This window comes from uncultured Tateyamaria sp., from assembly GCF_947503465.1.
In the GTDB taxonomy this organism is placed as follows: domain Bacteria; phylum Pseudomonadota; class Alphaproteobacteria; order Rhodobacterales; family Rhodobacteraceae; genus Tateyamaria.
Map to the genome: position 1 here is coordinate 91,311 of NZ_CANNDN010000002.1, position 22,125 is coordinate 113,435.

At 61.5% G+C, this 22,125-nt stretch carries 23 protein-coding genes; 12 read left to right on the plus strand and 11 right to left on the minus strand.

Annotated features, from left to right (window positions below; all coding sequences use genetic code 11):
• Nucleotides 1-11 precede the first annotated feature (11 nt).
• Both Q0844_RS12980 and Q0844_RS12985 read left to right on the plus strand, forming a co-directional pair.
• Complete coding sequence (locus tag Q0844_RS12980; protein ID WP_299045491.1) at nucleotides 12-422, plus strand: hypothetical protein; 411 nt, start codon at nucleotides 12-14, stop codon at nucleotides 420-422.
• A 36-nt stretch (nucleotides 423-458) separates the two neighbouring features.
• A complete protein-coding gene (locus Q0844_RS12985) occupies nucleotides 459-638 on the plus strand; it encodes a hypothetical protein (RefSeq protein ID WP_299045493.1) in 180 nt (59 codons plus the stop codon).
• A gap of 38 nt (nucleotides 639-676) precedes the next feature.
• Here Q0844_RS12985 and Q0844_RS12990 read toward each other — a convergent pair whose 3' ends face one another.
• The 3 genes from Q0844_RS12990 to Q0844_RS13000 all read right to left on the minus strand — a co-directional run bounded on the left by Q0844_RS12990 (nucleotide 677) and on the right by Q0844_RS13000 (nucleotide 3,760).
• Entirely contained in the window at nucleotides 677-2,059 is a 1,383-nt protein-coding gene (locus Q0844_RS12990) for an MATE family efflux transporter (RefSeq protein ID WP_299045496.1), read from the minus strand.
• Nucleotides 2,060-2,285: 226 nt separating this feature from the next.
• A complete protein-coding gene (locus Q0844_RS12995) occupies nucleotides 2,286-3,182 on the minus strand; it encodes a hypothetical protein (RefSeq protein WP_299045499.1) in 897 nt (298 codons plus the stop codon).
• Complete coding sequence (locus tag Q0844_RS13000; protein ID WP_299045502.1) at nucleotides 3,170-3,760, minus strand: DUF1007 family protein; 591 nt, start codon at nucleotides 3,758-3,760, stop codon at nucleotides 3,170-3,172. The genes Q0844_RS12995 and Q0844_RS13000 overlap by 13 nt, the downstream gene beginning before the upstream one ends.
• A 218-nt stretch (nucleotides 3,761-3,978) precedes the next feature.
• Here Q0844_RS13000 and Q0844_RS13005 point away from each other — a divergent pair, with 218 nt between their 5' ends.
• The 6 genes from Q0844_RS13005 (at nucleotide 3,979) to Q0844_RS13030 (ending at nucleotide 10,973) form a co-directional block, all read left to right on the plus strand.
• Nucleotides 3,979-5,268, plus strand: a complete 1,290-nt coding sequence (locus tag Q0844_RS13005) for a dienelactone hydrolase (RefSeq protein WP_299045505.1) — start codon at nucleotides 3,979-3,981, stop codon at nucleotides 5,266-5,268.
• Nucleotides 5,268-6,137 carry an alpha/beta fold hydrolase gene (locus tag Q0844_RS13010; protein ID WP_299045508.1) on the plus strand — a complete coding sequence of 290 codons (870 nt, stop codon included), beginning with the start codon at nucleotides 5,268-5,270 and terminating at the stop codon, nucleotides 6,135-6,137. Before Q0844_RS13005 ends, Q0844_RS13010 begins: the two co-directional genes overlap by 1 nt.
• Nucleotides 6,138-6,196: 59 nt before the next feature.
• Nucleotides 6,197-6,856 (plus strand): hypothetical protein, encoded by a 660-nt coding sequence (locus Q0844_RS13015; RefSeq protein ID WP_299045511.1) that lies wholly within the window; start codon nucleotides 6,197-6,199, stop codon nucleotides 6,854-6,856.
• A 77-nt stretch (nucleotides 6,857-6,933) separates the two neighbouring features.
• Entirely contained in the window at nucleotides 6,934-8,892 is a 1,959-nt protein-coding gene (gene parE, locus Q0844_RS13020; RefSeq protein ID WP_299045514.1) for a DNA topoisomerase IV subunit B, read from the plus strand.
• Nucleotides 8,889-9,626 carry a hypothetical protein gene (locus Q0844_RS13025; protein WP_299045517.1) on the plus strand — a complete coding sequence of 246 codons (738 nt, stop codon included), beginning with the start codon at nucleotides 8,889-8,891 and terminating at the stop codon, nucleotides 9,624-9,626. The genes parE and Q0844_RS13025 overlap by 4 nt, the downstream gene beginning before the upstream one ends.
• Before the next feature lie 831 nt (nucleotides 9,627-10,457).
• The gene (locus Q0844_RS13030; protein WP_299045518.1) at nucleotides 10,458-10,973 is read left to right on the plus strand and encodes a PaaI family thioesterase; all 516 of its coding nucleotides are present in this window, start codon (nucleotides 10,458-10,460) and stop codon (nucleotides 10,971-10,973) included.
• Here Q0844_RS13030 and Q0844_RS13035 read toward each other — a convergent pair.
• Complete coding sequence (locus Q0844_RS13035) at nucleotides 10,970-11,296, minus strand: hypothetical protein (protein WP_299045520.1); 327 nt, start codon at nucleotides 11,294-11,296, stop codon at nucleotides 10,970-10,972. The two genes, Q0844_RS13030 and Q0844_RS13035, sit on opposite strands and share 4 nt — an antisense overlap.
• A 143-nt stretch (nucleotides 11,297-11,439) precedes the next feature.
• Between Q0844_RS13035 and Q0844_RS13040 the strand changes: the two genes are divergently transcribed.
• Both Q0844_RS13040 and Q0844_RS13045 read left to right on the plus strand, forming a co-directional pair.
• The gene (locus tag Q0844_RS13040; protein WP_299045522.1) at nucleotides 11,440-12,120 is read left to right on the plus strand and encodes a hypothetical protein; all 681 of its coding nucleotides are present in this window, start codon (nucleotides 11,440-11,442) and stop codon (nucleotides 12,118-12,120) included.
• 27 nt (nucleotides 12,121-12,147) lie between these two features.
• On the plus strand, nucleotides 12,148-12,582 hold the full coding sequence (locus Q0844_RS13045) for a DMT family transporter (RefSeq protein ID WP_299045524.1): 435 nt from the start codon (nucleotides 12,148-12,150) through the stop codon (nucleotides 12,580-12,582).
• Here the strand turns inward: Q0844_RS13045 and Q0844_RS13050 are convergent.
• From Q0844_RS13050 to proS, 7 genes are all read right to left on the minus strand, one after another.
• Nucleotides 12,579-13,565: an Ldh family oxidoreductase gene (locus Q0844_RS13050; RefSeq protein WP_299045526.1), complete on the minus strand. Its 987-nt coding sequence runs from the start codon at nucleotides 13,563-13,565 to the stop codon at nucleotides 12,579-12,581. The genes Q0844_RS13045 and Q0844_RS13050 overlap by 4 nt on opposite strands.
• A 63-nt stretch (nucleotides 13,566-13,628) precedes the next feature.
• Entirely contained in the window at nucleotides 13,629-15,137 is a 1,509-nt protein-coding gene (locus Q0844_RS13055; RefSeq protein ID WP_299045527.1) for a calcium-binding protein, read from the minus strand.
• Nucleotides 15,138-15,252: 115 nt separating this feature from the next.
• A complete protein-coding gene (locus tag Q0844_RS13060; protein WP_299045528.1) occupies nucleotides 15,253-15,939 on the minus strand; it encodes an ABC transporter ATP-binding protein in 687 nt (228 codons plus the stop codon).
• Entirely contained in the window at nucleotides 15,932-17,218 is a 1,287-nt protein-coding gene (locus tag Q0844_RS13065) for a lipoprotein-releasing ABC transporter permease subunit (protein ID WP_299045531.1), read from the minus strand. The genes Q0844_RS13060 and Q0844_RS13065 overlap by 8 nt, the downstream gene beginning before the upstream one ends.
• 51 nt (nucleotides 17,219-17,269) lie before the next feature.
• A complete protein-coding gene (locus Q0844_RS13070; protein WP_299045533.1) occupies nucleotides 17,270-17,773 on the minus strand; it encodes a DUF2937 family protein in 504 nt (167 codons plus the stop codon).
• Nucleotides 17,770-18,753, minus strand: a complete 984-nt coding sequence (locus Q0844_RS13075) for a serine hydrolase (RefSeq protein WP_299045535.1) — start codon at nucleotides 18,751-18,753, stop codon at nucleotides 17,770-17,772. Before Q0844_RS13075 ends, Q0844_RS13070 begins: the two co-directional genes overlap by 4 nt.
• A gap of 13 nt (nucleotides 18,754-18,766) precedes the next feature.
• Nucleotides 18,767-20,104 carry a proline--tRNA ligase gene (gene proS, locus Q0844_RS13080; RefSeq protein ID WP_299045538.1) on the minus strand — a complete coding sequence of 446 codons (1,338 nt, stop codon included), beginning with the start codon at nucleotides 20,102-20,104 and terminating at the stop codon, nucleotides 18,767-18,769.
• 229 nt (nucleotides 20,105-20,333) lie between these two features.
• On the opposite strand from proS, the gene Q0844_RS13085 reads away from it, so the two are divergent.
• Nucleotides 20,334-21,413: an AI-2E family transporter gene (locus Q0844_RS13085; protein ID WP_299045539.1), complete on the plus strand. Its 1,080-nt coding sequence runs from the start codon at nucleotides 20,334-20,336 to the stop codon at nucleotides 21,411-21,413.
• A 4-nt stretch (nucleotides 21,414-21,417) separates the two neighbouring features.
• Nucleotides 21,418-22,089, plus strand: a complete 672-nt coding sequence (locus Q0844_RS13090; protein ID WP_299045545.1) for a DnaA/Hda family protein — start codon at nucleotides 21,418-21,420, stop codon at nucleotides 22,087-22,089.
• Nucleotides 22,090-22,125 lie beyond the last annotated feature (36 nt).

Below are 22,125 nucleotides of genomic sequence, written 5' to 3' on the forward strand. Positions count from 1 at the left end.
AGGGACGGGATATGGGCGCGGAGCTTCCTGACTATTACTTCCGTGTGCGCGAGAATGGCGCCGCCGTGTTTCGCGTGGATACCGAAAACCGGCAGCGTCGCATCGAGATGGACCAGATCGCGGTCGTCAACATCCGCAACGGAGAGATCAAGCCCCATGGCGACCGCACCCTGTCGCCCGAGGACCTGTCCCGCATCGAGGCCTGGATGGAAGCGCGCGCCGAAACGCTGGCCCATCGCGACATCGACGACATTCACCGGGCTGTCGATTATCTGAACCTGACGACGCATTGGGCCCAAAGCCGTGCCACGGATGATCAGTTGGAAAACGTGACCGATGCCTTGCTGCTGGCGATGCACGACTTGCGATCTGTTCTGGTGCGCAAGAAAGCGGACCGGTTGATGAACGGGTCCAAGACCTGAGCGGATCCGGGGTCGGCGGTTTCGTACTTAAGTCATGTGATTTTCCAAGGCGGATTTGAACGGTTTCCGCCGATCGGGGTCGGCGAAATGTATGCCCTGTCGATCTGCATTCAGGATGATCCGGCGTGGGACGTGATCCTTGGCTGTGCGTCGATCATCGACAAGATCGAACCGCCATGGGTCAATGCCGTCGAGGCGGGGGATTTCATTCTGTGACGGTACGATGGAAACGGGCGGGGTTGTTGCCGCCTGTTTTACTGGGCGGCGGCGACGGAGGCGCCTTGGCTGAGCCGTGGCAGAGACACGGTCCAGAAGCGGATCATCAGGGCGACACCGGCACAGGCCAGGCCCAGCACAAGGCCAAGCCAGACCCCTGCCCCGCCCCAGCCCAGCACAAAACCCAGCACATAAGAGGCCGGCATGCCCACCAGCCAATAGGACACCCCGGCCAGCACCATCGGTATGGTCGTGTCCTGCACGCCGCGCAGCAGGCCCAGCGCAATCACCTGCGCGCCGTCCACCAGTTGGAACAGGGCCGCAAGCGCCAATAGCAGGACCCCGATTTCAAGGATCTGATCGCGGGCAGGTTCGTCGCGGTCCATAAAGAGCGAAATCAGCGGTTCGGGAAATGCGATGAACAGCACGATGGTCGCAAGCGCCATGCCCAGGCTCATGACGATGACAGTCTGCGCGCCGCGCACCATATGGTCGAGGTCCCCGCGCCCATAGGCGTTGCCCGCCCGGATCGTCGCCACATTCGACAGGCCCAAATGCACCATGAAGGTGATCGAAGCCAATTGCAGGGCGATGTTGTGGGCCGCGAGGGGGATTGTGCCCAACCACCCCATCATGAAGGCCGACGCCGCAAAAAGCCCCACTTCGCTGAGGTTGGTGAGCCCGATGGGCCAGCCAAGGCGGAACACGCGGGCCAGCATCTCCCAATCCGGCCGCCACAGGCGTTTCATCAACTGGTGTTGCGGCAATACCACCACCGCATAGCCGAATATGCCCAACAGCATTACTATCTGGGTCACCAGCGAGGCGACGGCGGCCCCCGAAATACCCCAGGCAGGCGCGCCCCAGTTGCCGAAGATGAACGCATAGTTCGCCAGCGCGTTGGCAACCGCCGCCGCAAGCGTGATCCACAGCACGATCTGCGTACGCTCGAGCGCGGCCAGGTAGCTTTTGAAGGTCATGACCAGCAGCGCGGGGACGACCCCCCACCCCGCAATGCGCAGGTATTCGGACCCCAATTGTGCCACCTGTTCCGTCTGTCCAAGCGCCAGCAAGATCGGCCGCGAATAGATCATGATCGGCAAGGCCAACAGCGCAAACCCCATACTGAGCCACAGGCCCATCCGCGTGGCGCGGCGCAGATTTACCTCGTCCCCTTCCGCGTGGAACGACGCCACCATGGGCATGACGGCCCAGGCAAAGCCTGACCCCATGAGATACAGCACGAAAAACACGCTGCTGGCGACGCCGAGGGCGGCCAGTTCTTCCACGCCGTACCACCCCAGCATGACGGTGTCGGTCACCCCGATTGCCACCTGTCCAAGGTGCCCGCCAATCAGCGGCAAGCCCAAGACAAGGGCGGCGCGGGCGTGCGCGACATATGACATTTGCGATGTGGACATGCCCCACCCTTACGCCTGCTTTTGACACAAGAAAAGAGGGACAGTTGCGCGGGCGACCGGATGCCACCCGCGAGGCGCCTGGATCAGCCCACATGGCCTTGCGCTGTTGCACCTTGGGGCAACGCATCTGCCAAGGCCTGTCATCAATCGGTGATCCGGCCACTTCGTGTGCCCATGACGATCGCAACTGCGAAACCGGTTGAGTCTGACGGGCCGGGATGTGCCCTTACAGCAGCGGCAGAACCAGCGCTGTCGCGACCAGTGCAATCAGGGCGCCTGCCGCCACTTCGATCACGCCCATCGCGCGCACCGCTCCGGCACCGGACCATCCCGAAAAGACCGATTGCCGCGCGCCCACGGCCACAAGCGCCACCAACACCGTCACGCTGGCTGTGCCCAATCCCATTACCAACGCGCCGGCCACACCCGCCCACGGAATGCCAAGACCGAAACACAGGATCAGAAGAAAGACCGCGCCGGTGCAGGGACGCATGGCGATAGAGCCGATGATGGCAACGGCGTCGCGCCATGAGGTCACCGCCTCGACCTGATCCACGGTTGGGGCGTGCGCGTGGCCACAGGTGCTGCAATGGCCATGATCATCACTCTGATGCGCGTGGTCGTGGGCATTCACGCCTGTGGTTCGCCGCAGGCCCCGTATCACGAGCCACAGGCCAACAAGTGCGATGGCAATGTAGCTTGCCGGTGCAAGGATGCGGTCTGCGGTGTCCGTCATCTCGGCCCGCCCCCAGCCCAGCACAAGCGCACCGAGCGTGACCAGCAGGATGGCCGCCAGGGCCTGCGCCAGAGACGACGCGACGGCCAGCCCCGAAAGACGCCATGCCGTTACCCGCGCAGCCGCGCCATAACCACCGATCACCAGCTTGCCATGTCCCGGTCCGGCGGCGTGAAAGAAGCCGTATGCCGCGCAAACACCCATAAGGGCCACCCATGCGCCAGGCTGGCCTGCGCGAACGGCGCGCAAGCCCCCGGCCAGCGCATTCTGGGCCTCGCGCTGCTGGATGGCCGCCCATTGGCTGATATCCGACATGCCCCCAAGGGCAAAAAGCCACAGCAATGCACCCGCAACGGTCAGCAGAACGCCGACCCTCAGCCCGCGCATGACAGGCTCACCGTATCGGCAAAGGCTTCGCCGACTTCGGGGTAGGAGTCCTCGGCCTCGGCGGCCGGAGTGGCATACAGCAATTCCTCGACCATCGTGTAGGCGGCATCCAGATCCGCAGGTTCAATGGTTGCGCGGCAAGGTCCATCAACTTCGACCGGGCCGGTGAGGTCATAGGCCGTGTAAAAGGTGGGATCGTAAGCCTGGATCACAACGCCCTCTGCCGGCCCCCTCGCGGGACGGAAGTGCACCGTGGTGATCCGTCCCTGTGTAACCGACACGCCGCGCCCCTGTGGCTTGCCCAGCTTGATGCGTTTGCCATTGCGATACGCATAGCTGTCCCCTTCGAACCCGGCGACCCATTGCATGTCAAACCCATCAAGCCGCCGCAGTTCGCCTTGGGTCAGTTCACCATCGCCGTCCAGGTCAAGACCCAGATCCGCAAACAGCAAAAGGGAATAGAAATCGTCATAGGTCCAATGCACCTCGATCCCTTCAAATTTGCCGGTGGCACTGACCACCACTTTCAACTTCGTGTCCACGAATACATGCGGATGCGCCACGGCCGTGGCGGGCATGAGACACGCCAAGGCGGCGAAGAAAGTCAAAGCAATGCGCATGGGCGAGACTTAAGCGCGTAGACGCCGTGCCTCAACCCTGTTTTGCCCCGTGCGCGGGTCATTGCACGGGGCCGTGACCAAAGATCACGGGTTGCACCTGCAGCAGGCTCTGTCAGAGTGGTGATGTAGGTGGTGGATATGTTACCGTAGGTTGAATCTGACCAAAGGACACGCGTATGACCATTCCCCGCGCCACCGGCCTTACCCTTGCCGCGACCCTGACCGCCGCAAGCGCATGGGGCAACCCGATCGACCAGATCAGGCCCGACGCGCCCGCATTGGCGCCATACGGCTCCTGGCCTGTCGGTGTTCAGACCCTGGACGTGTCCATTCCAGACAGTATCGACATCCTGAATGTCACGGGAAACGAAGCGCCACGTTATGACCGGCCCCTGACGCTTGAGGTGTGGTACCCGGCAGCAGAAGGCACCGAACCCGGCGGTGCCTATACCGCAATCCTGCGCGACGGCGCGACCGAAGTGACACTGACCGGGCGGGCAGCGCGGGATGCGACACCAGCCGCCGGAACACGCTTTCCCCTGATCCTCATCAGCCATGGCTATCCCGGCAACCGGTACCTGATGAGCCATCTGGGCGAAAACCTGGCCTCGAAAGGCTATGTTACCGTGTCCATCGACCACACTGACAGCACCTATTCGGATCAGGCCGCCTTTGGCTCCACCCTGTATAACCGTCCGCTCGACCAGGCCTTTGTCCTGAATCACATGGCCGGTCTTGGTGGTGCGTTGGGTGACATTGTGGATGCGGACACCACCGGTCTGGTTGGCTATTCCATGGGAGGATACGGCGCGCTGATCTTTGGCGGTGCCGGGGTCACACAGGCCTCGACCGAGTTCAGCTGGGGCGCGCCCAACGGGCTTCTTGAGGCGCATCTGGCGATGTCGGAGAGCCACGAGGCGTTGATTGACCCGCGCCTGAAGGCCATCATCGCGATCGGCCCCTGGGGCAACAATGCGGGGTTCTGGGATGCAAGCGGGATCGCGGGCCTGCGCGTCCCGACGATGCTGATGGCGGGCAGTGATGACGATGTGTCGGTCTATGCGGCGATGCGCGAAGTGTTCACGGGCGCGGTGGGCGCGGACCGCCATCTGCTGACCTTCGACCATGCCAATCACAACGCCGCCGCCCCCATGCCTGCCCCGCGCGAAAGCTGGGAACCGGTCGAGGGGCTGGATTTCGTGCCGTTCGAACACTATGCCGACGCCGTCTGGGACACGACCCGGATGAACAACATCGCCCAGCATTTCGCCACCGCCTTTTTCGACCTGCATCTCAAGGATGATGTCGACAAGGGCGCGTATCTGGACCTAGTGCCGGACGCGTCTGCCGGGTTGGTCGATCTGGACGAAGCCGGAAACCCCACCGAAGACCACACCTATTGGCGGGGGTTCGCGCCGCGTACCGCCAAGGGCCTGCAGTTCGAAACATTGCCCAAGGGACAATAGTGGACGTCCAAACACAACGCCTGGGCGGGCACGACTTTACCGTCCGCAGTTGGGGCAATCCGGACCTGCCGATGATCCTGATGCTGCACGGGTTCCCCGAATACGGGGGCGCATGGTCAGGCATGGCGACCCGGCTGTCTGACCGGTTTTACTGTGTGGCCCCGGACCAGCGCGGGTACGGCGCAAGCCATGCCCCCGACGAGGTGAACGCATACGCCACCTCCAGGCTGGTGGCGGACATGGCGGCCCTGATCGCGGATCGTGGCCCCGTGATTGTCATGGGCCATGATTGGGGTGCCTCGGTCGCCTATGGTCTGGCCATGTTCAGGCCCGATCTGGTGTCGCATCTGATCATTGCAAACGGCGTGCATCCGGTGCCGTTTCAACGGGCGATGGCGGCCGGGGGTGCGCAGTCCGAAGCCTCGCAATACATCAATTTCCTGCGCAGCCCAGGGTCGGAAGAGACGCTCGCCGCGAACGATTTCGCCAAGCTGCTCAAGCTGTTTTCGGCCAAAATGGACCTTAGTTGGCTGGTCGGGGACCGCCTGGAGGCATACAAGGCAATCTGGCGGCAATCCGGCTTGCGCGGCATGATCAACTGGTATCGCGCCTCGCCCCTTGTCGTGGCCGATCCCGGCGCGCCGGTGCCGATGCCGGACTTGCCGCTGGACCGCCTGCACGTGCGCTGCCCCCACCTGTTGATCTGGGCGGAAGGTGACACCGCCCTTCTGCCCGTCTCAACGGACGGGCTCGAGGCCTTTGCCCCCGAACTGACCCGCGCGCAGGTGACAGGCGCGGACCATTGGGTCCTGCACCAGAAGCCGGACGAGGTCGCGCACATCATGCGCGATTGGTTAGGGCTTTCCTGACTTTTCTGAAACGGACGTGCACGGCATAGTGGCGCATATTCAGTTCAGGGAATAGCCATATGACACATAGATACGAGATCAAACTGGCCGCGCAGATGGCCGAAGCGTCCTATTCCGGGCGCACCAACGCATCCCTTGCCGCGGCCTGGCGGGATGACCTGAACGATCATGACGTACAGGCGATTTTCCTGAAGGGAGACATCTTGCTGATCCCCGGGTCCAACTCGGTCATGGATTACCTGCGCTACAATTTGCGGGTCCTGAACATCGCGGGAAAGAAGTACCGCCTGTCTGACGCCGATACGGAAAAAGGGGCCTCCGGCACGGTTTGGCATCAGGGGTTTCTGCGCCACGCCAAGGTCATCTACGACTGGTTGGAGCGGGAGAAGTACCGCCCGAAATACATCATCGGTCATTCGCTGGGGGCAGCGGCAACGCAAATCCTTGTCCGCACCTACGGTGTGCCGGGCATCGGGTTTGCCTCGCCCCGTCCGCGCCGCAGCCCGGGCAGCATCAAGCATTCCAGCCTGTGCCTGTGCCTGAACCGGGATGATGACAAGGTGTGCGATCTGCCGGGCAGTTTCCACCACCTGGGACGTGTGCACCGCGCACGCGCCAAATTCTCGGGTCTGGGTCCGGACCACAGCATGAAGCATTACCGCCGTGTCATCGACGAACAGCAGCTTGCGGGAAAGCTGGGGACGCATTGGCCCAAGTGACCCGGTGGCCCTGATCCGCACTTCCCCCCCCTGATCCGCTCTGGCATAGTGGCCGCAATCAACAAAGAGCAGCTGCCATGACCGACCTTCTGAGCGGGGCTTCCACGCCAACGGACTATGACGCATCCTCGATCGAGGTGCTTGAGGGGCTGGAGCCGGTCCGCAAGCGCCCCGGCATGTATATCGGGGGCACGGATGAACGCGCCCTGCACCACATGGTGGCCGAGGTGCTGGACAATTCGATGGACGAGGCCGTGGCCGGCCACGCGACCCGGATCGAGGTGGAGTTGCATGACGACTATGCCGTCACGATCCGCGACAACGGGCGTGGCATTCCCATCGACCCGCACCCGAAGTTCCCCGACAAGTCCGCGCTTGAGGTGATCCTGTGCACGTTGCACGCGGGCGGCAAGTTCTCGGGCGAGGCATACCAGACATCGGGCGGCCTGCACGGGGTGGGCGCGTCGGTGGTGAACGCGCTTTCGGACAGCATGGTTGTTCAGGTGGCCCGCAACAAGGAAGTCTACGAACAACGCTTTTCCCGTGGCCTGCCCCTGGGCGGGGTCGAGAAGGTGGGCGCAGCGCCCAACCGGCGCGGCACAACCGTGACCTTCCACGCGGATGCCGAGATCTTCGGGCATCACCGCTTCAAACCTGCCCGCCTTCTCAAGATGGTGCGGTCCAAGGCCTACCTGTTCTCGGGCGTCGAAATTCGTTGGAAGTCTGCCATTGCCGATGGCGACACGCCGCAAGAGGCGACGTTTCACTTTCCCGGTGGGTTGGCCGATTACCTGCGTGAAACGCTGGGCGGTGCGACCACCTATGCCGAGGCCCCCTTTGCCGGGACGGTCGGGTTCCAGGAGCGGTTCGGGGTGCCGGGCAAGGTGGAATGGGCGATCAACTGGACCCCTGCGCGGGACGGGTTCATCCAAAGCTATTGTAACACCGTGCCCACACCGGAAGGTGGCACGCACGAGGCGGGTTTTTGGGCTGCTGTGCTGAAGGGCATCAAGGCCTACGGGGAACTGGCAGGCAACAAGAAGGCTGCCACAATCACCCGCGACGACCTGATCACCGGAGGCTGCGCGCTGGTATCCTGTTTCATCCGCGAACCTGAGTTCGTGGGCCAAACCAAGGATCGGTTGGCGACAACCGAAGCCCAGCGTTTGGTCGAGGGTGCGGTGCGCGACCACTTTGACAACTGGCTGGCGGCGGATACGAAGTCGGCCGGTGCGATCCTTGATTTCCTTGTGTTGCGCGCCGAAGAGCGTTTGCGCCGCCGTCAGGAAAAGGAAACAGCGCGCAAGACGGCGACGAAAAAACTGCGCCTGCCCGGCAAGCTGGTGGATTGTTCCGCCACGAGCCGCGACGGGACCGAGCTGTTCATCGTCGAGGGCGACAGCGCGGGCGGGTCGGCCAAGATGGCGCGCGACCGCAAGACCCAAGCCCTGCTGCCCTTGCGCGGCAAGATCCTGAATGTTTTGGGGGCTGCGTCGTCCAAGCTGGGGTCGAATGCCGAGATTTCGGACCTGACACAGGCGCTTGGCGTTGGGCTGGGCACCAAGTTCAACCTGGATGATCTGCGCTATGACAAGGTCATCATCATGACAGACGCGGACGTGGACGGCGCCCATATCGCGGCACTGCTGATGACGTTCTTCTACACCCAGATGCGGCCGATGATTGATGCCGGGCACCTGTACCTGGCCTGCCCGCCCCTGTTCCGGCTGACGCAAGGCGCGCGGCGTGTCTATTGCCTGGACGAGGCTGAGAAGAACGCGATGTTGGAGAGCGGTCTGGGCGGCAAGGGCAAGATCGACGTGTCGCGCTTCAAAGGGCTGGGCGAGATGGACGCCAAGGACCTGAAGGACACCACCATGAACCCCGCGACCCGCAAGCTGATCCGCGTGTCGATTGACGAGGACGAACCGGGCGAGACCGGTGATCTGGTCGAGCGTTTGATGGGCAAGAAGCCGGAGATGCGGTTTCAGTACATCCAGGAGAACGCGCGGTTTGTGGAGGAGTTGGATGTTTGAGTAAGGCATCTACCACAAATCGGCTACAGACTTGGGGACTAAAGGCGACTTGGACTTATCTAATCCTTTTGTTTGGTGGGATACCCGCTGCCATAGTAGTGGGACTGATAGAGATTTCGCCAATTTCACTCAATGAATTGGGTGATTTTCTAGCAGGGGCGTTTGGTCCACTTGCGTTATTCTGGCTGGTTTTGGGTTTTATTCAGCAAGGAAAAGAGCTTCAAAACAGCGTTGAAGCACTCAATCTACAAGCAAAGGAACTAGCCGCCTCAGTTGCACAACAAGCAGATATGGTTTCAGTCACTCGCGAGACTCTTAAGCACGAAAAAGAGTTACTAGATTTAAGTGAAAAGCGTCGTTTGGAAGCCCTACAGCCCAAGTTCATTGTAGCTTTTCGCGCATCATCCAAGAGCGGAAACAGTCTTACCTTCAACTTGAAGATATTGAACTCAGGAGCAGTAGCAACCGACGTCAAGTTCACTCTATCAGATGGCAAGAATTGGAAAACTGACCGGCAGTCTGACGTCCTTCAACGCGGGGAGAGCGCGGCATACGATATAATCCAAAGCGACGTAGAGGGTTTACCAACGAAAGCGTATAAATTGCTAATCGAGTATACAAATCAAGATCGCCAAAGATGTGAAACGCGCTTCGATTTATTGCCCCCTTTCCCGTCAGACAATAGCTGGAGTAAGTTTTTTGAGGCTGTGGAGTGCAGCGGCGATCACAAGTAAGTACTGTCGGCATTCAATACTTTTGCCTGCATACGATGGCGTTCCATCGAAGGGCCGCGGTGCGGCGATCCGACCGCTCCGCAGCAGCGCTTTATGGCAGCCACCTACATCTTCGATCCGAACTATGCGCCTACACCAACCATATCGCCGTGCCGGGGGGCGTTTCTCTCGCGCATTGCGTTGCAATACGCTGTCGAAAGACGCGGCACAGCCGCTGGCCCGGCGATGGGGCGGCGGGCTACAGCCCTTGATACCGCCCCTTGGTGTTTTGTCCGAAGGTGGATTGGGTGAGGGTGAGGCGCGGATTGTTGGTGAACCCTCGCGCGCATCACTCCGCCCCTTCCCGTGCATCGCTTTGCGATACACTGCCAGGCAACGCGCCAGCAGGCTGGCGCTTGATACGCGGCCGTGTGACGCGCCCACTGCGTCGACACTGAAAAAAGCGGAGGCTTTCGCCTCCGCCGTCACTCGCTAAACCAAGCAGGGCAACACGCCCCGTTGTCTTCCTCTCAGTGCCATCAGACTGGTTAACGACCATTTACCGAACCAAGGCATCTTCTGGGCGATATGTCGGCGGCGGGGGCCCAACTCGTAAAGGGGGGCAAACGGAAAGGCCCTCCGCCGCGCTGATCCACCCCCGGGACGTCCAGAAAACCGGGGGTGAAAGGCTTAGACCGTGGCGCCGACGATGACCCAGAGGCTCATCATGGCTGCAAACCCGAATACGGTCGGAATGATAACTTTCTCCATCTCTTCTCTCCTTTCCAGGCAGGCCGGGGAACCCGTGAGTGGTGGCCTGCGGTGCTGTCCGCGGGGGCTGTCCCCGCGATGATGAGAAAGAAGTGGGGGCGCATATCTGACACAAACACCCCCCGGTCCATCACCTCTGATCACGGGGATGCGACGGGGTTGTCATGGCGCACGCGCGCGGCCAAGCTGAACGCATGCGACGACGTTCAAGCATTTCTGGATGCCAGTTTTGCCCCTTGGGTCCTGGACCTGAGGCCCACCGTAACACAGGCAAACGCGCAGGGCGTCACAATTGACATACCGATCACACAAGCCATTGCCCGGGTCGGCGGGATCGTGTCGGGACAGGCGCTGGCAACGCTGGCCGACACCTGCATGGTGCTGAGCGTGGGGGCACATCTGGGCAAGATGGTACCGGTGGCGACTGTCACGCTTGATACGCAGTTCCTGAGACCAGCTTTGGGCGACGGCATCCGCGCCCAGGCCGTGGTAACCCGCGCGGGGCGCTCTTTGGCTTTTGCCCGCTGCACGCTGACCGCATGGCCGGACACCAAGGTGGCAGCGCTTGCCACCGCCACCTTTGCGCTGCCAGTCTAGAACCGGCAGCGTTTTTCTTCGGCCAGTTCAACCAGTACATCGTTGCGTTTTTCTGCCGCTTCGAGCGCTTGTTTGGCGTTTTGGTAGTTGCCGATGATTGCCGGCCAGAACAGGATCGCCGCGGCAACATTTTCGCCCGATGCGCGCTGGCCCTTGGCCGCCTCTTCACGGATCTGTTCAAGCTGACCAAGCTGCACTTTGATTTCCTCGCAGCTCAGAGTGCTGTCTTCGACGTTGCGGGATGGCACAACCTCGGGCGAGACACAGGCAGACAATACAAGGGATACGGCGGCGAAGGTGCCACAGGAACGCACGAAATTCATTGGAGTTTTCTTTCAGTGTTGGACGCCCGCATTGATGCGCGCGTGTCGTGGGGGCCGGATAGCAACTGATGCGCTTGCGCGTCAACCGTAACTTGACGCGATCTTGTCTTGAACTTCGCCCAATTCGGCCCCCTACTGGCCCAATGATCCTGCGCCTGTTCCTGATCCTGTCCCTGCTTGCCGCATGTGGCCGCCCGTTGACCGAGGCCGAGCGCGCCTTTGCCCAAACCATCCACGGTGACCAGCTGAACCATGACCGTGTACGGTTCGTAAATGGGGCACCTACGCGGGCCGTTACCTTCAAGCGCAAGGCCCGTCCGCGCACCACCTGCCGCGAACGAATTCTGCCGCCGCCCACAACGGACATCGTGACGGCCAAGCCCGCTGCAGTCGCCTTGTGGCAGACCGTGCTGTATGACGAGGACTGGTATCTGGACGACTACGTCCCCGACTACCCGGGCGAGATCAACCTGATTGCCGCCATGCTGCTGGCGCATGAACTGACCCATGTGTGGCAATGGCAAAACCGTGACGTGACGGGGTACTCGCCCCTCAAGGCCGCGCGGGAACACCGCATCAGCGACGATCCGTACCTTTTTGACGTCTCCTCTGACCGCCAGTTCCTGGAATTCGGATTCGAGCAACAGGGGTCGATAGTGGAAGAATTCGTATGCTGCCGCGCACTGGACCCGCAGGGGGATCGCACGCAACGCTTGCATGCCCTCATTTCGCAAGCCATGCCCGTATCGCCCCTGCCCCAGTCGCGGCAGAATGATGTGCGTCTGCCCTGGGACGGGGTGCAGGTGCAAGGCATCTGCGGGTAACAGACGCAAGACCAGGAGAGGTTCCACATGGCCCAATACGCTGTGATCATGCTTTTGGCCGGGATTGGCATTCCCATTCTGGCCGCTCTGAACGCGGCCCTGGGCACCCGGTTGGGCAGCCCCGCCGCGGCGGCAACTGTATTGTTCATCATCGCGTTCGGCACCGCAGCAACGGTGTTCGCACTGACCGGCGCACATGGACTGTCAAAGCTGTCTGCCGCGCCAAAGCATCTGTTGCTGGCGGGTGTTCTGATCGCGTTCTATGTGCTTAGCATCACCTATATCGCGCCGCATTTCGGCATCGGGAATGCCGTCTTCTTCGTCTTGCTGGGCCAGCTGATTTCAGCCGCTGCCATTGATCATTTCGGGCTGTTCGGCGCGCAGGCGACAGCCCTCAGCCTGACGCGTATGGGCGGCATCGCCCTGATGGCAGCCGGGGTCTGGTTGACGCAGCTGGCCTAGGCGTCCAGCCCCGCAAGGGTTTGTGCCTGCTTCCATGCGGCCGGATCCACGTCGACCGGATCGGGCAGCACACGGGTCTGGCCGGGCATACGCCCCGCGTCGTCTTCGGCCAGATAGGTCGTGAACTGTGTCAGTCGGTCGACAAACGCATCAGACGTGCTGGGATCAATCAGGATATAGAATTGGCCCAAGTCATGTGGCGGACCGTCGGGCGCCTTGAGCGGTTTGACATCCCGGCTGAGCACGCCGCCCGTCAGACCGGCAGTCAGCAATTCGGCCATCAGGCCAAAACCCCAACCTTTGTAGCCCCCCGTTGACACCAGCGAACCGGCAAGGGCCGCAGCCGGGTCTGTCGTGGGGTTGCCGTCGGCATCAAGCGCCCATCCTTCGGGAATGCGTTCGCCCGCCGCCTTGGCCATGGTGATCTTGCCCAGGGCGACAGTTGTTGTGGACTGGTCAAACTGCATGGCCAGCCCGCCCTGCCCGTCCGGTACCGAAAAAGCGATGGGATTGGTTCCGATCATCCGCGTTTTGCCGCCCGGAGGTGCCACGATCGGCGAGGCGTTGGTCATACCCAGCCCGATCAGCCCGGCCCGTGCAATCTGTTCGGTAAAGTATCCAAGGGCCGTGCAGGTATGGGCATGCCCAACCGCAAGGCTGGCGATGCCGAACTGCCGTGCCGCATCGAGTGCAGGCGCCAGGCCATAGGCAAAGGCAGGTTGCGCAAACCCCATCTGCGCGTGCACGTGGATCGCCCCTGGCCGGGGTGCGGTGACAACAGGCACGACGTCACCCAGAACACGGCCAGACACCAGTTGCTGGCAATAGCTTTCAAGATAGTAGAGCCCGCAAATCCGGTTGCCTGCTGCCTCGGCCTGCGCAACGGCCCGCGCCACCTCGGCTGCCGGAAATGCCCCGGCCCCGTGCGCCATCAATGCGGCCTGCACCGTGCGCTCAATTTCGGCTTGTGCGATTGCCGTCATTCTTGGTCTGTCCCCCGCGGAAGTTGCCGCGAGGACCAGACAGAGCAAACCGGGACGCAGGCGTCAAGCGGACGTTGATGTTCCGGGTGCTTCGAACCGGATCAAGGCCGGGTCAATCGGGTCCGTGATGCCGGACAAAAGGATATCGCCGCCCGTGCTGAAACTGATCACAAGCCCCGCCGGGGTCGTGGTCTGCCCCAGGATCGTTGCATCGGCAGGCTCGGCCGTTTCGACAATCAGCAGGTCCTCGGCCGCATCAAAATCACCGACCGTCACAGTATCATTGGCGTCGGCGCGCAGGGCAAAGATGTCGGCCCCTGCGCCGCCCGTGGCCTGATCGCCGGCCCCCAGAACCAAGGTGTCATTGCCCAGGCCACCATCCAACATGTCCACATCCGTGTCCGAAGATGCCGAGGCATCACCGCTGGTGGAGAACAGGATGTCATCGCCGGCCGCGCCGGTCAGGCTGTCTGCGCCGTTGCCGCCGATGATCGTGTCGTTTTCGGCGCCGCCACTGGCGGTGTCGTTGCCGGCCCCCAGATCCGCGCTGAGCGCCTGACCGTCACCGGGGGTTGGCGCCGTGTCATCGCCGTCTGTCCCGACAAAGGGTTGCACCGCCGCGGGCATCGTGTCCTCACCGGGGTCTACTGTGTCCTCGCCTGGGTCCACTGTATCTTCCCCGGGATCTACCGTGTCTTCGCCGGTGTCCACGGTGTCATCACCGGGCTCTACCGTATCCTCACCCGGGCCTTCGTCGGTGTCCTCGACAAAGCGGAACGCGTCGTCGTCCAAGGGTTCGGTCAGCCCCTGCAGCAGGAGAGTTGCAGTGGAATCAAACGTGACAAGCAAGCCATCGGCGGTGACCTCCTGGCTTTGCACATTGACGTCGAATTCGCCTGTTTCGATCACAAGGACGTCGGTTTCCGGATCAAAGTCGGTGATGGTCGCATCGCCTGTTTCGCCTTCGGACAAGGTGAACTGGTCAGCGCCGTCGCCGCCCGTGCCGATATCAGCGTCCGACAGGAACAGGATGTCGTCCCCGCCGCCGCCCAGAAGCGTGTCAGCCGCATCGTCAATCGGATCGTCGGTCGTGCCGCCAATCAGCGTGTCATTGCCGGACGAGCCGCGCAATTCGTCCGCACCGTTACCGCCCACTAGGCTGTCATCTTCGGTACCGCCGTCCAGCGTGTCATCACCTTCGCCGCCATCAAGGGTGTCGTTGTTGTTGTTGCCATTCAGATCATCATTGCCCGCGCCACCCAAAAGCAGGTCGTCGCCAAGACTGCCGCGCGCAACATCGTCTCCACCTCCCCCATCCAGCGTGTCGTCGCCCTGCAAACCGTTGAGCGTGTCGGCCCCGTCAAGCCCACTGAGCATGTCATCGAAGCTGGAGCCAGTCAGTGTGTCATCGGTATCTGTGCCCGCGAGGTCCAGGCCCGGCTCGACCGGGTCATCCTCTTCCACGGGGTCCTCTGACGCATCTGTGTTTGCCGACCCGCTGCCCGAAGTGGAATCGAGCACACCCACAAATGCACCCAAGGACAGCAGAAAGAACGTAAGCATCGCGGACATCACTCATACTCCAAGCAACAGCGTTAACCACGGCCGCCTATCATATCGCGGCCGCCATCTACACGTAAGAAGCGAAAACACACTGTTTCCCAAATGGATGCAGCGAACTGTTCCCTCAGGTACTTGCCCTGAGATGACCACCATCCAATCTCAGGATGCGGTCCATGCGTGCGGCAAGGTCTAGGTTGTGCGTGGCGATCAGCGCCGACAATCCAGTGTCCCGAACCAATTTCATCAAGGTGCCAAACACCTGATCCGATGTCGCCGGGTCCAGATTGCCCGTGGGTTCGTCGGCCAGCAAAAGCGCGGGTTCATTGGCCAGGGCCCTGCAGAAGGCCACCCGCTGTTGTTCGCCCCCCGACAGTTCGGCCGGTCGGTGTGCGGCGCGGTGCGCGACACCGACCTTGTCCAGCAAGGACATCGCACGTTCCTGTGCCGACGTTTTCGACCTTCCTGCCGCAAGCTGTGGCAAGACAATGTTTTCCTGCGCTGAAAACTCGGGCAGCAGGTGGTGAAACTGGTAAATGAACCCCACGTCCGCCCGCCGTGCCTGTGTGCGTTTCCGGTCGGATTGCCCGGTCAGGTTCATCCCGTTCAATGTCACGGCACCGGTGTCGGGCGTGTCCAGCAGCCCCGCGATATGCAGCAGCGTGGACTTGCCCGCGCCCGATGGTGCGACAAGGGCCACGACTTCGCCCCTTTGGACGTCCAGTTCAATCTCGCGCAGCACGTCCACCTGATTGGGACGTCCCGTGTTGTAGGACTTGGAAATCCCGGCCAGGCTCAGAACAGCATCATTCATAGCGCAGTGCCTCGACCGGATTCATGCGGGCCGCGCGCCGCGCGGGGAAAATCGTCACGATAAAGGACAGCCCAAGAGACAGCGCGACCGCGCTCAGGACATCGCCAAGGTGCAGCTGGGCCGGCAAGGCATAAATGCCCCGGATGGACGGGTCCCAGACCCCGCCACCCATCACGTAATTCACGAAGGAAAACAGCGGATCGATGTAGATCGCAAAAAGACAGCCGAGGATCACACCCATCGCCGTGCCGATGATGCCGGTGAAGGCACCACATATAAAGAACACCCGCAGCACCGATCCTTCGGTCAGCCCCATGGTGCGCAGAATGCCAATGTCGCGCCCCTTGTTTTTGACCAGCATGATCAGCCCGGACACAATGTTCATCGCAGCAATCAGCACAAGGATCGACAGAATGATGAACATGACGTTGTCTTCGACTTCAAGCGCACGCAGAAAACCGCCGGATGCGTCCTTCCACGTCCAGACCTGCGCCTGCGGCCCACCGGTCTCCAGGATCGCCGGAAGATACTGGCTGATCGCTTCGGGGTCCTCAACCATCACTTCAATTTCGTCCGCTACACCCTCGCGGTTAAAGAAACTTTGGGCTTCTGCGAGGGGCAGGTAAACCCGCACACGATCGATGTCATATCTTCCTGCTGAAAAGATGTATGTGACTTCGTAGGCGTTGATGCGGGGGCTGGTGCCAAAGGCCGTGCGCACTCCGTTGGGCGAGATCAGTTTGATGCGGTCCCCGACTTGTGCACCCAATTCCTGTGCCACGCCTGACCCGATTGCGACCCCCTGTTCAAATCGGGAAATGTCGCCCTGAGAGGTTTGCGGATCGGAGATGCGGGGCAAACCGGCCAGATCCTCGGCGGTCATCCCGAACACCTGCACGCCCGCATTGCGGCTGCGCAGGTTCGCCATGACCTGCCCTCGGACCAAAGGTGCCGTGCGAACCACACCCGGCAGTGCGGCCAACGCGCCTGCCTTTTCCTCGTAGTCGGAAATAGTGCGATCGATCCGGCCGGTGTCGGTGACTTCGCCGATATGATACACCGTCACATGCGCATTCGCGCCCAGGATCGTATCAACGAATTCAGCGCGAAACCCCGATCGCACGGCGAGGGTGGCGATCAACGCAAAAACCGCCAGGGTGATGCCGATCAGGCTGATCCAGGTCATCGTGCTCACCCCGCCCTCGGCCCGACGTGCGCGCAGGTAGCGCCATGCGATCATCCATTCAAACGGGGCAAAAGGGGCTGTCTGGTTGGCCATTTACGGCTCCTGCTCGGGGTGGGAGAGATGTGGCTGGGTCCGCCCCCGAGGTCAAGCCCCGCGCGCGACCCGCCGCCGGCCAAACGGCCAGAGCAACAGCTTCAGCACCGCCCAAACCGCCAGCAGCCCGGCGATAAAGCCACTGCCCGCAAAAATCCCCCCCGCGACCGTCAACGGTATCGCCGGTTCAAAGGTCTCGAGCGCGGCAGCGGCCACTTCGGCATCCGCTGATCGCGCCACATGATAGGCACGCATGAACGGTCCCGCCCCTTCAAGCACCGCAATATCCGACTGCAATCGCACAAAGCGGTCAAAGGTCCCGGCCATGTCCGCACGTCTGCGGTCCAGAAAATCCGTGCCCCGCATCTGGTCCAAGGCGGCCTCGCGGCTCAGCCCTTCGGCCTTGGCCGAGGCATCGAAATCCGCCACGACTTCGGCCAGTGCATCGACGGCGCCGCCCAGTCGTTGACGGTATTGCTGCGAGTATTCGGGCAATTGCGATGCTGTCGCGCCGCCAAGCACCCCGCCAATCAGGATGACGCTGCGCAGGATCATGGCCGCCCTCCATAGGCCGCGACAGTCAGTGTGTAATCAAGCTCGACCATTGCATCCCACTCCACACACGCATCAAAGACCGCGACAGCGCTCATGCGCCCTTCCCAAAGCACCGCGTAACTTCCGGCATTCAAACGCCCCGGAAAGCAGTGTGCGCCAAAATGCCAAAAGTTATGCCCCCCGCGAAACCCGCGAAAAACCATGCCCAGACCATAATAGGCACCGTCGCCCAAAGAGACATGCGGATACGCGAACGGGTCGTCGGCCACCGCGCTGCCCGGCCCGAAATGGCGATGAAGGAATTCCGCGAAATCCACCGGGTTCGCCATCAGCCCGCCCCAAGGCTGAAACTCGGAAGTCTGCGGGCTGGGCCTTATGCTGTCCGGCAGGTTCAGACGGGTCTGGCACGCTTCAAAGTAAGGCTCGTTTGTCACAGCCTCGATCACGAGGCCAAGCAGTGCATAGTTTTCATTGTTGTATTGATATCTGCCCCGCTGGCCCATCTGGGAACTGCGGGCGTTCACGAGGTCAAGCACCTGCGCGCTGAAATGCTGCGTGGCTTCCTGCCCTTGATCCAGCCAAAGCGGCATGGCTGCCTGCGTGGCATCCGGGGCGATCCCCGAACTGTGCGTCACCAGTTCGCCGATGGTGACATCCGGCGCGGCCACCAACAGACCGGCCAGGCTGTCTGACCAGTCCAACACGCCCTCTTCGACCAGATGCAGCGTACAGATCGCCGTGACCGACTTTCCGACACTTGCCAATTCGGCCGGGGCCGCACCTTTATCCGCGCTCTCCCATACGCCCTCGGGACCAAGCCGCGCTGTCGCCAAAGCGCCGGTTGCCTCTTGCCTGTTCAGCCAGCGATCAAAGGCGGCTTGCATGGCGTCATGCAGCACGGGCTGTGACGTCTCCCGTGCCGCCTCATGGGGTGGCGCCAGCAGCGCCACACACAATATTGATCCCAAAAATGCCTGCATTATCATCAGGCTATCACAGGTTTGCGTAGATCTCCGCCACTTTCTTTACTGCGGCTTCGGGCGGCATTTCTTCGCTTGCGCCTGTGCGGCGCGAGGTCAGTTCGACAACGCCGTTTTTCAAGCCCCGCGGCCCCACCGTGATCCGCCAGGGCAGACCAATCAGGTCCATTGTGGCAAACTTGCCGCCTGCACGTTCGTTGCGGTCATCGTAAAGCGGCTCAAGACCCAGCGCTGTCAGGCTGGCGTAAAGCGCGTCACAGGCAGCGTCCGCCTCGGCATCACCCTGTTTCAGGTTCACGATCCCGCAGTGGTAAGGCGTGACACCTTCTGGCCAGATGATGCCGTTGTCGTCGTGGCTGGCTTCTATGATGGCACCGACAAGGCGGCTGACACCGATTCCGTGGCTGCCCATGTGCACCGGCACCTGTTTGCCATCCGGCCCCTGAACAACGGCATTCATCGCCTCGGAATACTTGGTCCCGAAGTAAAAGATCTGACCCACTTCAATACCGCGCGCCACGCGACGACGCTCTTCCGGGATCTGGTTGAACAGTGCCTCGTTATGGGTTTCGTCCGTGCGCGCGTATTTCGAAGTAAACTCCTCAAGCACGGACCGGCACTGCGCCTCGTCGTCATAGTCGATCTCGCGGTCACCGAACGTCAGGTCGGTGACAGCGCTGTCGTAGAATACTTCGCTCTCGCCTGTGTCGGCCAAAACAAGAAACTCGTGCGTGTCATCGCCGCCAATCGGTCCACTGTCGGCCCTCATCGGAATGGCCTGCAGGCCCATCCGCTCATACGTGCGCAGGTAGGACACCAGGTGCCGGTTATATGCATGCAACGCATCTTCCTTGGTCAGATCAAAGTTGTAGCCATCCTTCATAAAGAACTCGCGGCCACGCATCACGCCAAAGCGGGGGCGAATTTCATCCCGGAACTTCCATTGGATGTGATAAAGGGTCAGTGGCAGATCCTTGTAGCTGCCAACATGGCTGCGGAAGATATCGGTGATCAGTTCTTCGTTGGTGGGGCCATACAGCATGTCGCGATCGTGGCGGTCGGTGATCCGCAACATTTCCTGACCGTAATCGTCATACCGCCCGCTTTCGCGCCACAGGTCCGCCGATTGCAACGTGGGCATCAACATCGGAATGTGGCCCGCGCGCACCTGCTCTTCATGGACGATGTTTTCCAGTTTGCGCAGCACTTTGAAGCCCAGCGGCAACCAGGAATAGATGCCCGCGCTCGATTGCTTGATCATGCCTGCCCGCAGCATCAGCCGGTGGCTGACGATCTGCGCCTCGCTGGGGTTTTCTTTCAGCACAGGCAGAAAATAACGGCTCAAACGCATGACAGCGCTCCCTCGACAAGATTTCGACCTGATTAGGACAAAGGCCGCACACCCGCAACGTCCCCGTATCTGTTTTCAGAAATTCCCGGAGGAGGCGAAGCCGGGGCAGCGCCCCACAAAACGAAAGGCGCGCGCGCGCGCTCAATTGGATCCGATTGCAAACTGTAAACCCCTTGAAGCGGCGGCAAAAACCCCGCATCTCTAGGCGAACGCAACGCATGGAACAGATATGGGCCTGCCCGTCCGGGAACAGATCAAGTATTGGGGGATCGCCGCTGCGGTCTTCTTCGTGCTGCTTTATGCGCTCGGCAACCAACTTCTGCCGTTCTTTCTGGGCGCCGCGATTGCCTATTTTCTCGACCCCGTCGCTGACTGGCTCGAAGCACATGGCTGTAGCCGTGGCCTTGCGACCGGGATCATTACCGTCAGCGCCATCATCATCTTTGTCCTGGTGGCCCTGCTTGTCATCCCGACGCTGGTGGAACAGGCCGTACAACTGTTCAATGCGGCACCTCAACTGGCCCGCGACCTTGGTGCCTTCCTGACAGAACGGTTTCCCAGCCTGCTTGATGAAGGGTCAACCGTGCGCCAGACCCTGACATCACTGGGTCAGACAATTTCGGACCGCGGCGGGCAGTTGCTGGAAACCGCACTGACGTCGGCAGCCAGCCTGATCAACGTGATTGTCCTGTTCGTCATCGTGCCCGTGGTTGCCGTCTACCTCCTACTTGATTGGGATCGCATGATCGCGCGTGTGGACGAGCTGTTGCCGCGCGACCACGCCCCGGTGATCCGCCGCCTGGCGGGCGAAGTCGACGCCACACTCGCAGGTTTCATTCGCGGCATGGGCACCGTGTGCCTGATCCTGGGCACGTATTATGCCGTTGCACTGATGCTGATCGGCCTGCAATTCGGCCTTGTCGTGGGGTTTGTTGCCGGCCTTTTGACTTTCATCCCTTACGTCGGGGCTATCGTCGGCGGGCTGCTGGCGATCGGTCTGGCCATGTTCCAGTTCTGGGGGGAATGGTGGTGGATCGTCGCCGTCGCCGTCGTGTTCCAGATCGGACAAATCGCCGAAGGTAATTTTCTGACACCCAAGCTTGTGGGAAACAGCGTCGGGCTGCACCCCGTCTGGCTGATCCTTGCCTTGTCGGTGTTCGGAGCACTTTTCGGATTTGTCGGCATGCTGGTTGCGGTGCCAATGGCTGCATCCCTTGGCGTTCTGGTCCGCTTCGTGATCGAACAGTACCGCGGCAGCCGCCTCTATACCGGCGTCACCGGTCAGCGCAATCCAGAGGCCGAGGACTGATCCCATGGCCCAACAACTCGGGTTTGACCTTCCGGTGCGCGAAGCACTGGGGCGCGATGACTTTCTGGTCGCACCATCGAATGCCGTGGCCCTTTCCATGGTCGAGGCGTGGCGCACCTGGCCCATGAACAAACTGGTGCTCAGCGGTCCGGAAGGCGCAGGCAAGACGCATTTGGCCCATGTCTGGGCGGCCGAGACGGGTGCACAGATTCTACCCGCATCCAAACTGAACCAGGCCACGGTCGATGCCTATTTCGACGGCCCCGTCGCGGTCGAAGACGTTGACCGGATCGCCACCGACACCGATCGTCAGACGGCCCTGTTTCATATGCACAACGCATTGCAAGCAGCGGGCCATCCGCTGCTGATGACAGGCACAATCGCCCCAAGTCTCTGGCAGCTCAGCCTGCCGGACCTGCAAAGCCGTGTTGATGCGGCAGGACACGCCGCACTGGATGCACCGGACGACAGCCTTCTGGCCGCGGTGCTGGCAAAGCTCTTTGCCGACAGGCAACTCGCACCAAGACCCGATGTGATCCCCTATCTTGTCACGCATATGGAGCGTAGCTTTGCCGCCGCACGCCGGGTCGTTGCGGACATCGACGCAGACAGCCTTGCGCGACAAAAGCCCGTCACGCGGGCCCTCGCCGCGGCCTGTCTGGACAATCAGGGGTGATCCGGCGGATAAACGTTACTCAACCTTCACACCCCG

What these genes read in the sequence shown, in the direction of transcription:
- Q0844_RS12980 (WP_299045491.1), top strand. Translation starts at nt 12, where the DNA reads ATGGGCGCGGAGCTTCCTGACTATTACTTCCGTGTGCGCGAGAATGGC.
- Q0844_RS12990 (WP_299045496.1), bottom strand. Translation starts at nt 2,059, where the DNA reads ATGTCCACATCGCAAATGTCATATGTCGCGCACGCCCGCGCCGCCCTT.
- Q0844_RS12995 (WP_299045499.1), bottom strand. Translation starts at nt 3,182, where the DNA reads ATGCGCGGGCTGAGGGTCGGCGTTCTGCTGACCGTTGCGGGTGCATTG.
- Q0844_RS13000 (WP_299045502.1), bottom strand. Translation starts at nt 3,760, where the DNA reads ATGCCCGCCACGGCCGTGGCGCATCCGCATGTATTCGTGGACACGAAG.
- Q0844_RS13005 (WP_299045505.1), top strand. Translation starts at nt 3,979, where the DNA reads ATGACCATTCCCCGCGCCACCGGCCTTACCCTTGCCGCGACCCTGACC.
- Q0844_RS13015 (WP_299045511.1), top strand. Translation starts at nt 6,197, where the DNA reads ATGACACATAGATACGAGATCAAACTGGCCGCGCAGATGGCCGAAGCG.
- parE (WP_299045514.1), top strand. Translation starts at nt 6,934, where the DNA reads ATGACCGACCTTCTGAGCGGGGCTTCCACGCCAACGGACTATGACGCA.
- Q0844_RS13030 (WP_299045518.1), top strand. Translation starts at nt 10,458, where the DNA reads ATGAGAAAGAAGTGGGGGCGCATATCTGACACAAACACCCCCCGGTCC.
- Q0844_RS13035 (WP_299045520.1), bottom strand. Translation starts at nt 11,296, where the DNA reads ATGAATTTCGTGCGTTCCTGTGGCACCTTCGCCGCCGTATCCCTTGTA.
- Q0844_RS13040 (WP_299045522.1), top strand. Translation starts at nt 11,440, where the DNA reads ATGATCCTGCGCCTGTTCCTGATCCTGTCCCTGCTTGCCGCATGTGGC.
- Q0844_RS13045 (WP_299045524.1), top strand. Translation starts at nt 12,148, where the DNA reads ATGGCCCAATACGCTGTGATCATGCTTTTGGCCGGGATTGGCATTCCC.
- Q0844_RS13050 (WP_299045526.1), bottom strand. Translation starts at nt 13,565, where the DNA reads ATGACGGCAATCGCACAAGCCGAAATTGAGCGCACGGTGCAGGCCGCA.
- Q0844_RS13055 (WP_299045527.1), bottom strand. Translation starts at nt 15,137, where the DNA reads ATGTCCGCGATGCTTACGTTCTTTCTGCTGTCCTTGGGTGCATTTGTG.
- Q0844_RS13060 (WP_299045528.1), bottom strand. Translation starts at nt 15,939, where the DNA reads ATGAATGATGCTGTTCTGAGCCTGGCCGGGATTTCCAAGTCCTACAAC.
- Q0844_RS13065 (WP_299045531.1), bottom strand. Translation starts at nt 17,218, where the DNA reads ATGGCCAACCAGACAGCCCCTTTTGCCCCGTTTGAATGGATGATCGCA.
- Q0844_RS13070 (WP_299045533.1), bottom strand. Translation starts at nt 17,773, where the DNA reads ATGATCCTGCGCAGCGTCATCCTGATTGGCGGGGTGCTTGGCGGCGCG.
- Q0844_RS13075 (WP_299045535.1), bottom strand. Translation starts at nt 18,753, where the DNA reads ATGCAGGCATTTTTGGGATCAATATTGTGTGTGGCGCTGCTGGCGCCA.
- proS (WP_299045538.1), bottom strand. Translation starts at nt 20,104, where the DNA reads ATGCGTTTGAGCCGTTATTTTCTGCCTGTGCTGAAAGAAAACCCCAGC.
- Q0844_RS13085 (WP_299045539.1), top strand. Translation starts at nt 20,334, where the DNA reads ATGGGCCTGCCCGTCCGGGAACAGATCAAGTATTGGGGGATCGCCGCT.
- Q0844_RS13090 (WP_299045545.1), top strand. Translation starts at nt 21,418, where the DNA reads ATGGCCCAACAACTCGGGTTTGACCTTCCGGTGCGCGAAGCACTGGGG.